At 72.7% G+C, this 11,381-nt stretch carries 7 protein-coding genes and 1 pseudogene; 1 reads left to right on the plus strand and 7 read right to left on the minus strand.

The window, feature by feature from the left end; translation table 11 throughout:
* Positions 1–162: 162 nt before the first annotated feature.
* Entirely contained in the window at positions 163–2,313 is a 2,151-nt protein-coding gene (locus CSC66_RS13050) for a catalase (RefSeq protein ID WP_162377828.1), read from the plus strand.
* 45 nt (positions 2,314–2,358) lie between these two features.
* On the opposite strand, the gene CSC66_RS13055 is transcribed toward CSC66_RS13050, so the two are convergent.
* The 7 genes and pseudogenes from CSC66_RS13055 to lexA form a co-directional block, all read right to left on the minus strand.
* Entirely contained in the window at positions 2,359–3,729 is a 1,371-nt protein-coding gene (locus tag CSC66_RS13055) for an amino acid permease (RefSeq protein ID WP_162377829.1), read from the minus strand.
* Between the two features lie 88 nt (positions 3,730–3,817).
* A complete protein-coding gene (locus CSC66_RS13060) occupies positions 3,818–4,417 on the minus strand; it encodes a GIY-YIG nuclease family protein (RefSeq protein WP_162377830.1) in 600 nt (199 codons plus the stop codon).
* 233 nt (positions 4,418–4,650) lie between these two features.
* Positions 4,651–5,211, minus strand: a pseudogene (locus CSC66_RS13065) (alpha-ketoglutarate-dependent dioxygenase AlkB family protein); the annotation flags it as partial.
* Between the two features lie 2 nt (positions 5,212–5,213).
* Entirely contained in the window at positions 5,214–8,666 is a 3,453-nt protein-coding gene (locus CSC66_RS13070; RefSeq protein WP_162377832.1) for an error-prone DNA polymerase, read from the minus strand.
* Positions 8,663–10,123, minus strand: coding sequence for a Y-family DNA polymerase (locus tag CSC66_RS13075; RefSeq protein ID WP_162377833.1), 1,461 nt, complete (start codon positions 10,121–10,123; stop codon positions 8,663–8,665). Before CSC66_RS13075 ends, CSC66_RS13070 begins: the two co-directional genes overlap by 4 nt.
* A 9-nt stretch (positions 10,124–10,132) precedes the next feature.
* Positions 10,133–10,762: a translesion DNA synthesis-associated protein ImuA gene (gene imuA / locus CSC66_RS13080; RefSeq protein ID WP_162377834.1), complete on the minus strand. Its 630-nt coding sequence runs from the start codon at positions 10,760–10,762 to the stop codon at positions 10,133–10,135.
* 1 nt (position 10,763) lies between these two features.
* On the minus strand, positions 10,764–11,381 hold a 618-nt coding region (gene lexA, locus CSC66_RS13085; RefSeq protein ID WP_162377835.1), incomplete at its 5' end, for a transcriptional repressor LexA.

An 11,381-nucleotide genomic window follows, 5' to 3' on the forward strand; every position in this document is an offset into this window, starting at 1 on the left:
GAGTACCACTCACCTGAGCATGGAGCGCACCCAGGGGCTGCGATTCAGGCGTTCGCCGAGCCGCCTGACGCGGGCTTCACTCCACCTTCGCACCGCCTGCGCGCGCAACAAACGAACCGGGGTCCACCATGGCCTGTCCTACGCCGAGAACCAGGACCGACCATGGCCAGCCCGAAGAAGCCCGCCCGCGCTCCCGTCGCCACCAAGGCAGCCGCTAAGCCGCCGGGTACCCGGCCGCGCCCTGGTTCCGGCGTCGATGCCGCCGACGCGCCCCGCGGCAACGGCGACGAGCTGCACCAGCAGGCCGGGGGACCACGCCCGCAGCTCACCACCAACCAGGGCGTGGTGATCGCCGACAACCAGAACTCGCTGACCGCCACGCCGCGCGGGCCCACCCTGCTGGAGGACTTCATCCTCCGCGAGAAGATCACCCACTTCGACCACGAGCGCATCCCGGAGCGGATCGTGCACGCCCGCGGCAGCGCCGCGCACGGCTACTTCGAGCTCGACAAATCGCTGGCCAGGTACACCCGCGCGAAGCTGTTCACCGAAGTGGGCAAGCGCACGCCCGTGTTCACCCGCTTCTCCACCGTGGCCGGCGGCGCCGGCTCGGTCGACACCCCGCGCGACGTGCGCGGCTTCGCGGTGAAGTTCTATACCGAGGAAGGCAACTTCGACCTGGTCGGCAACAACATCCCGGTGTTCTTCATCCAGGACGCGATGAAGTTCCCGGACGTGGTGCACGCGGTGAAGATGGAGCCCGACCGTGCCTTCCCGCAGGCCGCCAGCGCCCACGACACCTTCTGGGACTTCATCTCGCTGACCCCCGAATCGATGCACATGATCATGTGGGCGATGAGCGACCGCACGATCCCGCGGTCGCTGCGCACGATCGAGGGCTTCGGCATCCACAGCTTCCGGTTCCTCGACGAGAAAGGCCAGAGCACCTTCGTCAAGTTCCACTGGCGGCCCAGGCTGGGCCTGCAGTCGACGGTATGGGACGAAGCCATGAAGCTGCAGGCGGCCGACAACGACTTCCACCGGCGCGACCTGTTCGAAAGCATCCAGGCCGGCGATTTCCCCGAATGGGAACTGGGCGTGCAGCTGTTCACCGAGGAGGAGGCCGACGCGTTTCCGTTCGACCACCTCGACCCGACCAAGATCGTACCCGAGGCGCTGGTCCCGGTACAGATCATCGGCCGCATGGTGCTGGACCGCTGGCCGGACAACTTCTTCGCCGAGACCGAGCAGGTGGCCTACTGCCCGGCCAACATCGTGCCGGGCATCGATTTCAGCAACGATCCCTTGCTGCAGGGCCGGCTGTTCTCCTATCTGGACACCCAGCTGTCGCGCCTGGGCGGCCCGAACTTCCACCAGATCCCGATCAACCAGCCGCGTTGCCCGTTCGCCAACCACCAGCGCGACGGCCACATGCAGATGCAGGTGCCCAAGGGCCGGGTCAACTACGAGCCCAGTTCGCTGCAGGAGGACAGCCCGCGCGCCGACTTGCGCGCCGGCTTCCGCAGCCATGCCACCCAGCCCGACGACGGCGCCAAGGGCCGGGTGCGCCCGGAAAGCTTCGCCGACCACTACAGCCAGGCGCGCATGTTCTTCACCAGCCTGGAAGCGCCCGAGCAGGCGCACCTGGCCTCGGCGCTGGTGTTCGAGCTGTCCAAGGTGGAGACGGCCAAGGTGCGCGAGCGCATGGTCGGCCACCTGGTCCACATCGACACCGCGCTCGCGCAACGCGTGGCCGATGGCCTGGGCATGGACGGCGTGCCGCCCGCGCCGCCGGCGGCGGTGCCGCCCGCGCAGATGCCGCCCGCACCCGAGGTACGCATCATCGGCCGCATGCGCGAGACCCTGGAAGGCCGCTGCGTCGGGATCCTGATCGACGATGGCAGCGATGCCGCCGCGCTGGCGGCATTGCGCAAGGCCGCCGAATCCGCCGGCGCCACGGTGAAGATCGTCGCGCCCAAACTGGGCGGTGCCGTGCTCTCGAACGGCAAGAAGCAACCGGCCGATGGCCAGCTGGCCGGCACGCCGTCGGTGGTGTTCGACGCGGTGGTGGTGCTGCTCGGCGAGGCGGCCGGGAAGAAGCTGGCCAAGGAATCGGCCGCGGTCGATTTCGTCGCCTTCGCCTGGGCGCACCTGAAGGCGATCGCGCACGACGCCGGCGCCGCGCCCCTGCTCAAGGCGGGCAACGTGGGCAAGGATGCCGGCATCGTCGATGCCGCCGACACCAAGGGCTTCATCGCCGCGGCCAGGACCCGGCAGTGGGCGCGCGAACCGAAGGTGCGCACGCTGGCGTGACGGCAGGACCCGCCGCTCGCGCCGCGGGCGCGGGCGGCCGCGCCGTTACCGGCGCCGGGCGACCGCGCTGGCCGTGGCGATCACCAGAGTCAACGCCACCATCGACAGGAACTGCACCCGCGTCTGCGGCCCTGCCAGCAGCAGCACGAAAATGAGCGCCACGATCGCCAGCGCCAGCATCGTCAGCACCGGGAAGCCCGACATGCGGAACGGCAGGCGGATACCGGCACGGTCGGCGCGGCGGCGCAGCACCCATTGCGAGAGCAGCGCGATGGTCCACACCAGCAGGCAGGTGGAGCCGACGATGTTGAGCAGGGTCGGCAACACCCGCTCCGGGAACAGCAGCTCCAGGCCGGCGGCGACGAAACCGAACAGCACGCTGGCCAGCACCGCCGTCACCGGCACCAGGCGTGCATCGCTGCGGCCGAAGACCGCCGGCGCTTCGCCACGCTGGCCCAGCGACTGGATCATGCGCGAGGCACCGTAGAGGTTGGCGTTGAGCGCCGACAGCAGCGCGACCACCGCCACCAGGGTGATCGCGGCGGCTGCGCCGGGAATGTTGGCCGCCTGCAGGACCGCCGCGAACGGCGACTTCAGCGCCGGGCTGGTCCACGGCACCACCGCGACGATCACGCTCAGCGAACCCAGGTAGAAGACGACGATCCGCCAGGCCACGGTGCGGATCGCACGGGCCACGCTGCGCTCCGGATCCTCGGTCTCGGCCGCGGCCACCGCCACGATCTCGGTGCCGCCGAATGCGAACACGACCACCAGCAGGGCCGCGCCAACCCCGGCCAGCCCGTTGGGGGCGAAGCCGCCATGCGCGGTGAAGTTGGACAGGCCGGGCGAAGCCACGTCCGGCAACCAGCCCAGCAGCAGGGCGACGCCGACCAGGATGAAGGCGACGATCGCCGCGACCTTGATGATCGCGAACCAGAACTCGAACTCGCCGAAGTTGCGCACGCCCAGCAGGTTGACCACGGTGAAGGCGACCATGAACAGCAGCGCCAGCGCCGGCACCGACAGGCCCGGCCAGAGGGTGGCGAGCAATCCCGCCGCGCCCACCGCCTCGGCGGCGATCACGATCACCAGCTGCACCCACCACAGCCAGCCCACGGTCGCGCCAGCGGTCGGACCCAGCGCATCGGCCGCGTAGACCGAGAACGCGCCCCGGTTCGGCCGCGCCGCGGCCATCTCGCCCAGCGCGTGCATCACGATGATCACCAGCGCGCCGGCCACCAGGTAGGACAGCAGCACCGCAGGACCGGCCAGTTGCACGCCCACGCCCGAGCCGAGGAACAGGCCGGCGCCGATCGCGCTGCCCAGGCCCATCATGATCAGCTGGCGCGGCTTGAGCGTGTGCGCGTTGCGCGCGGCGACGGGGGCGACGGGGGCTGCGGAACGGTCGACGGACATCGCGGGGACTCGCGGAAGGACGGCACACGATACAGGCAGCGGCTCCGGTACGGCAGACCCGGCGCGGCCCGGACGCACGCCGCCGCCGTCACCCCCGGCAGGCGCGCTGGTGCCAGGCGAGCACCGCCGGCGGCAGGCGCGCCTCGAGCGGGATCTGCAGCGCCACGCAGGCATCGAGCACGTCGCGCACCCGCCGCTGTGCACCCGTCTGGCCGGCCAGGCCGTCCAGCTCTTCCACCGGCAGCTGGGCCAGGGTCCATTCGTGCAGGCGGTCGGCACGCTCGACCAGCGCGGCGCGCAGCCAGCCCTCGAGCGGATGCACGCGGTAGCCGCGCAGGCGCAGCGCCGCCACGCGCGCGGAGAGCTCGGCCTCCGCGCCGCGGAACCATTCGGTGTGGCCGCCGGCGGCCGCTGCGATGGCCAGGGGCGCCGGCGCCTTGTGCTCGCCCAGGCCACCGCGCAACTCCAGCTCCAGGTCGCGGGCGTCGCGCGTGGACTCGGCCTCGACCAGGCGGCCGCGCTCCAGGTCGAAGAACTCGAACCAGCGCCGGTGCAGCGCGCCGATGCGCGAGAGCGGGTCGTTCGAGAAGCCGATCTTGCAGTGGTCTTCCCAGCGGCAGGGGAACACGTAGGCGAAGCAGCGCCCGTCGGTCGGCACCCGTCCGGCCGGCTCGCCCGCCCCTGCCATGCAGTCGCTGGCGCGACCCGCGGCGACAAGGCGCGACGCCCTCATCGCGTACCGGCCTTGCGCGGGAGCCGGGCCGCTTGCAGTCCGGCATCCATGCCACCACGCGATGCGCCGGCGACATGCCGCGCGTTCTCCTCCGGCGCCGACACCCCGCCGCGCAGCCCCTGCGCCGGGGTGAAGGTGCGGCGCAGCCCGCCGCTTGCCGGCGGCGGCGGCGGGCGCGGCGGCACGTCCGGGCGCGCCCGGAACACCACGCTCATCCGCGGTGGCACCGGCCGGGCGGTCTTGGGGATGCCGTGCTCGTGGGTGACCTGGCTGGCATGGCTCATCACCAGCAGGCTGCCCGGCTCCAGGTCGATGCCCAGCGCGCGGCCGCCGGCCTTGGCGCGGATGTTCATGCGGCGCGCGGCGCCCAGCGAGAGCAACGCGATCGGCTGCCCGGGCACCAGCATGTGCAGCTTGTCGTTGTGCATGGCGACGCTGTCGCGGCCGTCGCGGTACAGGTTCAGCCCGGCCGAGTTGTAGCGGCCGGGGACCGCCGCCTGCACGCGTGCCAGCATCGCCGCCAGCGGCAGCCCGGGCGGCATCGCATCCAGCGGGTACCAGGCCTGCAGCCGCGGCACGTCGACCACGCGGTCGTACATCGGCCGCCGCTGGTGCTGCCAGTCGCAGCCCTCGCTCAACGCGTGGAACCACGCCGTGGCCTCGCCGTCGCCGAGGAACGCGGGCCAGTAGCGGATCCCGCCTTCGGCATCCTCGACCAGCTGCAGCGGAGTGGCAGCGAACAGGTCCATGCTCAATGGAAGTCCCTGGAATCGACCGGCAGGCCGCCGAGCAGGCCGCTGAGGTCTTCCATGCGCCCGGCGACCAGGTGCTCGACGCCGTCGACACGCTCCCAGCGCCCGCGCACGGCCAGCAGCCGCGACTGCAGCAGCGGCTTGCGCTGGCGGATGGCCAGGTGCGGCCAGACGATCACGTTGACCATGCCGTGCTCGTCCTCCAGCGTGACGAAGATCGTGCCCTTGGCCGTGGCCGGGCGCTGGCGCTGGGTCACCAGCCCGGCCACGTGCACGCCGCTGCCGTGCGGCCGCTCGCGCAGTTCGCGCGAGCCGAGGATCCGCCGCTGCACCATCTGCTCGCGCAGCAGGGCCATCGGATGGGTGCGCAGGCTCAGTCCGGTGCTGCGGTAGTCGGCGGCCAGTTCCTCGCCCAGGCGCGGCGCCGGCAGTTCGATCCGCGCCTCGTCGGGACTGCCAGGCAGCAGCGGCCGCCGCTGCTCGATGCCGGCCACTTCCCAGCGCGCGGCGTTGCGGTGGCCGGCCAGCGCATCCAGCGCGCCCGCCTCGGCCAGCGCATCGCGTGCCTTCGCATCCAGGCCGGCGCGCAGGCACAGGTCGCGCACGTCGGCGAACGGCCGCTGCGCGCGCGCGGCCACGATCGCACCGGCCACCGCCTGCGACATCCCGGCGACCTGGCGCAGGCCCAGCCGCAGCGCCGGCTGGCCGTCGTCGTCGTCCGCCCCGGCACGCCGGCGCCCGCCCTCCAGCGTGTTGTCCCAGTGGCTGTGGACCACGTCCACCGGCTGCACCTCGATGGGCGCACGCGCGCCACGGCCGCGCCGCGCGTCCTGCACGATCTGGCTGGCCGAGTAGAAACCCATCGGCTGCGCGTTGAGCAGGGCGCAGGCGAACGCCGCCGGTTCGTGCCGCTTCAGCCAGCAGCTGACGTAGACCAGCTTGGCGAACGAGGCGGCGTGGCTCTGCGGGAATCCGTAGGAACCGAAGCCCTTGATCTGCTCGAAGATCTGGTCGATGAATTCGGTCGAGTAACCCTTCCCCTCCATCAGTTCGCGGATGCGGATCCGGTGCGGCTCCATGTCGCCACCGCGCTTCCAGGCCGCCATCGAGCGGCGCAGGCCGTCGGCCTGGTCGGCGTCGTAGCCGGCATGCATCACCAGCTCCATTACCTGCTCCTGGAACAGCGGGATGCCCAGGGTGTCGCCGAGGATCGCCTTCACGCCTTCGGAGGGATAGGTCACCGGCTCCTTGCCCATGCGCCTGCGCAGGTAGGGATGGACCATGCCGCCCTGGATCGGGCCGGGGCGCACGATCGCCACCTGCACCACGATGTCGTAGAACTTCGCCGGCCTCAGCCGCGGCAGCATGCTCATCTGCGCGCGCGACTCGATCTGGAACACGCCGACCGTGTCGGCGACCTGCATCATCGCGTACGTTGGCACGTCGCCGCCCGGCACGGTGGCCATCTCCAGCTTCAGCCCGCGATGCCGCTCCACCAGGTCGAAGGCCTTGCGGATGCAGGTCAGCATGCCCAGCGCCAGGCAGTCGACCTTGAGCAGGCCCAGCGTCTCCAGGTCGTCCTTGTCCCACTGGATGATGCTGCGGTCGACCATGGCCGCGTTCTCCACCGGCACCAGCGCCGACAGCGGCGCGTCGGAGATCACGAAGCCGCCGACGTGCTGCGACAGGTGCCGCGGCCGGCCTTCGATCATCCCCGCCAGCCCCAGCACCTTGCGCACCAGCGGGTTGCCGGGGTCGAAGCCGGATTCGCGCAGGCGCTGCTCCATCGGCGTCTCGCCGTTGCCCCAGCCGAAGCATTCGGCGAGCAGTCCGATCTGGTCCTGGGGCAGGCCGAAGGCCTTGGCCACGTCGCGCACCGCGCTCTTGCCGCGGTAGCTGATCACGGTGGCGGCCAGGGCCGCACGATGGCGCCCGTACTTGCGGTAGACGTACTGCATCACCTCCTCGCGCCGCTCGTGCTCGAAGTCCACGTCGATGTCGGGCGGCTCCTTGCGCGCGCGCGACAGGAAGCGGGCGATCAGCAGCCGGGTTTCGGCCGGGTTCACCGCGGTGATGCCCAGCGCGTAGCACACCGCCGAGTTGGCGGAGGAACCGCGGCCCTGGCAGAGGATTCCCTTCTCCCTGGCGAAGCGGACGATGTCGTGCACGGTGAGGAAGAACGCCTCGTACTCCAGCTCGGCGATCAGGGCCAGCTCTTCCTCGATCTGCGCGCGGACCTTGTCCGGCGCGCCACCGGGCCAGCGTTCGCGCATCCCCGCCTCGGTCAGCGCGCGCAGGTGGCTGGCCGGCGTGTGGCCTTCGGGCACCAGTTCCTTCGGATACCGGTACTTCAGCTCGCGCATGCTGAAGGTGCAGCGTTTCGCCAGCGCCGCGGCCGCTTCGAGCAGGTGGGCGGGATGGATGTTCGCCAGCGCGCGGCGCGTGCGCAGGTGGCGCTCGCCATTGCGGAACAGCAGCGCACCGGCTTCGGCCAGGGTGGTGTTGTGGCGGATCGCGGTCAGCGTGTCCTGCAGCACGCGCTCGCGGCGGTGGGCCATGTGCACGTCGCCGCTGGCCAGCGCCGGCATGTCCAGCTGCGCGGCCAGCGCCAGCAACTGCCGCAGGCGTGCGGCATCGTCCTGCTCGCGGTGCAGTTCCACCGCCAGGTGCGCGCGGCCACCGAACACCGACTGCAGCCAGCGGCCCTGCGCCGGGTCGGGCTGCGCCCCGGGGACCCACAGCGCGAACAGGCCGCAATGCGGGCAGCCGGGCGAGCCCGGCTCTACGGTCGCGGCGTCGTGTCCTTGCGTTCGTGGCGTTACGCGGTGTGCTGCTTCCGCAAGGCGGGGCCTACCCCGCTGCCCTGCGGCGCGTTCCTGCGACCCGGGCGGGCAGCCGGGCGAGCCCGGCTCTACGGGGCCATCCGCTTCCCGTAGAGCGGGGCTTGCCCCGCTGCCTTGCCTTCCCGCAACGACCACCCGCTCCACGTCCGCGCGCGCCAGGCGGTAGCCCTTGCCGTCGACGTTGCGCCGGGCCACGGTGATCAGCTCGCACAGGCGCGTGTACCCAGCATGGTCCTCGACCAGCAGCACGCACTCCAGGCCATCGTCCAGGACGAACTCGCTGCCGACCACCAGCGGCACGCCGGTGGCCTCGGAGGCCTCCAGCGCGCGCACGATCCCGGCCAGCGAGCATTCGTCGGTGATCGCCAGCGCGCCGTAGCCGCAGCGCCTGGCCCGTTCGAACAGCGAGGCCGCATCGCTGGCCCCGCGCAGGAACGAGAAGTCCGACAGGCAGTGCAGCTCCGCATACGCCGGCAGGCCGTCGTCGGCGGCGGCCACGTCGTCGTTGGCCGCGCGCAGCCCGAGCCGCTGCGCCACTTCCCACGCGCGCGGCGGACGCCCGCCGGGGGTGTCGCGGTCCACGCCGTCGACGGCCTCGTCCCAGCTCATCCGAACCACCCGTGCAGCATCCAGCCGCCTTGCTCGCCCGGCGGCGCGAACGCCCAGGCGCGCTGGCCCTGCGCAGTCTCCAGCACGTAGTAGTCGCGGCGCGCGTCGGCATCGTCCCACCAGCCGCTTTCCAGCCGCTCCGGGCCGGACACGATGTGCACCGCGCCGCGCAGCGGGATCGGCTGCGGCAGCAGCCAGGCGGGCCGCGCCGGTCGCGCCGGCGCGGGCGCGATCTTCGCCTCGTCGCCCTGCATCCGCCGCCAGGCGCGCTCCGGGCGCGGATCGCCGTCCGGCGCGACCCGGTACACCGCCTCGTCGCCCAGCCGCGCGCGCAGGCGCTCGCGCAGCTGCGGCCAGGGCAGCTGCTGCTGGTGGCGGGTGTCGAACAGGTCGCGGCTGGCCGGCACGAACGGCGGCAGCTGCCGCGCCAGCAGGCGCATGGCCACCACCGGCGCCGGGATCCGCACGCGCTCGAGCCGGCTTCGCGCCAGCTCGAACAGCATCGCCGGCTCGCGCTCGGCGGCAAGCAGGCCGACGTCGACGTCGGTATGCGCGTTGCCGCGGCCTGCCGTGCCCTGCCCCGTTGCCATCGACGGCGTCCGCTCATGCTCCAGCCGCAGCACGAAGCGCTGCACGCCGCCGTCGCGGATCGACAGGAAGGTGCACAGGTCGCCGATGAGGCGGCGCAGCGGGAACAGCAGCGCGGTGTGGCTCTCGACCTCGTAGCCCAGTTCGACCCGCGCCTCGAAGTGGTCGGGGGGCTGGTAGAGCTCGAGCGGGTCGTCGGCCTGGCCGTACAGCCGGTCCAGGTGCTCCAGCAGCAGCAGGCCGAAGCGCCGGCGCAGCGCATCGCGCGGCATGCCGCGCAGCATGCGCAGGTCGGCGATGCCCATGCGCTGCAGGCGCGTGCCCAGCCCGTCGGGCAGGCAGGCGCGGCGCACCGGCACCCGGTCCAGCTGGGTGGCCATGGTCGCCGCGTGCGGGATCGCCAACCCGTCGCGCAGCCCGGCGAACACCCGTGCCGCGCGCGGCGTCGACGCGAGCGCGATGCGGTGGCGGAAGCCCAGCGCCTCGAGTTCCCCGCGCAGGCGCGCCTCGATCCGTGGCCACGGCCCGAGCAGGCCGAAGCTGCCGCGCACCTCCAGCAGCAGGCAACCGGGCCACTGCGCGCTGACCAGCGAGCTGTGCCGGTAGGCCCAGGCGGCCAGAAACCGCTGCACGCGGGCTTCGGCCGCTTCCTCGTGCTCGACCATGGCGAAGTCGCGCAGCAGCGCGTGCGCGGCGACCAGGCGCATGCCCGGCGCCAGGCCCGCGGCCGCGGCGGCGGCATTGACTGCATGCAGGGTGCGCAGCTGCGCCGGCCCTTCGACCAGCGCCAGCGGCGCCTGCGGATCAGGCCTTCGGCGGAGGACGGCGTCGAGCGCCAGCTGCGGCAGCAGTACACAGGCCCAGAGCATGGCGCCGCCTCACGCCGCGCCCGGAAGGACGAAAGCCTGCGCCGGCGCAGGACCGCCGCGGCACTTGCGTACCTGCCACGCGCTCGCGCCCTGCGCATCGCGCGTACGCTCCAGGCGCAGCGCCGCCGGCGAGGCGTTGACCGCATGCCTGCGGTCGCGCAGGGCGAAGCCCAGGCAGGCGCCGCTGTCGGCGGCCACCTGCAGCCGCCGCAGCGCGGCCGCGTCGGCCTGCTGCGGCCAGCCCAGCACCGCGGCGCAGGCGCCGCTGCGCAGGCACTGCTCGAATGCCCACAGCGCATCGCGCGCACTGGCCTCGACGATCTCCAGCCAGGCCAGGTCCACGCCCGCGTCCTGCCAGGCCGGTGCATAAGGGATATACGGCGGCGCGACCAGGGCGACGGTGCCGCCGGCGCGGGTCATCCGCGCCAGCGTCGGCAGCAGCAGCGACAGCTCGCCCACGCCGTCAGCCGGCAGCAGCAGTTCGGTCAGCGCGCGCCGCGGCCAGCCGCCCTGCGGCAGCAGCGCGTCCAGCGCGGCATGGCCGGTGGGCTCGCCATCGGCGGCGATCGCCGCGCTGCGCCCGGCGTGCCACAGCGTGCGCGCGGCGAGCATCGACTCCAGGGCGACCGGCTGTCCCATCTCAACCCTTCCGCACCAGGCCGCAGTACACGCCCTCGATCGCGAAGTCCTGCCCAGGCCCGACCTCGATCGGCGCATGCGCCGGATTGCGCGGCAACAGCCGGATCGTCCGCCGCGCGCGCTGCAGGCGCTTGATGGTCAGTTCGCCGTCGACCCGCGCGACCACGGTCTGCCCGTCGCGCGCCTCGGGCGTGCGGTGCACGCCGACCAGGTCGCCGTCGAGGATGCCGTCGTCGATCATCGAATCGCCCTGCACCTTCAGCAGGTAATCGGGCCGCGGCGAGAACAGGCGCCGGTCCAGCCACAGCTGGCCGTCTGCATCGGCATGCATTCCGGACCGGGCCACGCCCTCGGCGCTCACCGGCTGGCCGGCGGCGACCCGGCCCAGCACCGGCAGCGGCAGCAGATCGGCCGCCCCGCCCGGCAGGCGCAGGCCGCGCTTGCGCCCGGCCGCCTGCTCGATCAGGCCGTCGGCGACCAGCGCCTGCACGTGCTTCTGCGCCGCGTTGCGCGAGGCGAAGCCGAAGGCCAGCGCGATCTCGGCCAGGCTCGGCGCCCGCCCGGCGGCCAGTTCGGCACGCAGGAAGGCCAGCACGGCGGCGCGCTGGGGGGGGAGGGT

This window comes from Pseudoxanthomonas kaohsiungensis, from assembly GCF_010211765.1.
GTDB lineage: Bacteria > Pseudomonadota > Gammaproteobacteria > Xanthomonadales > Xanthomonadaceae > Pseudoxanthomonas > Pseudoxanthomonas kaohsiungensis.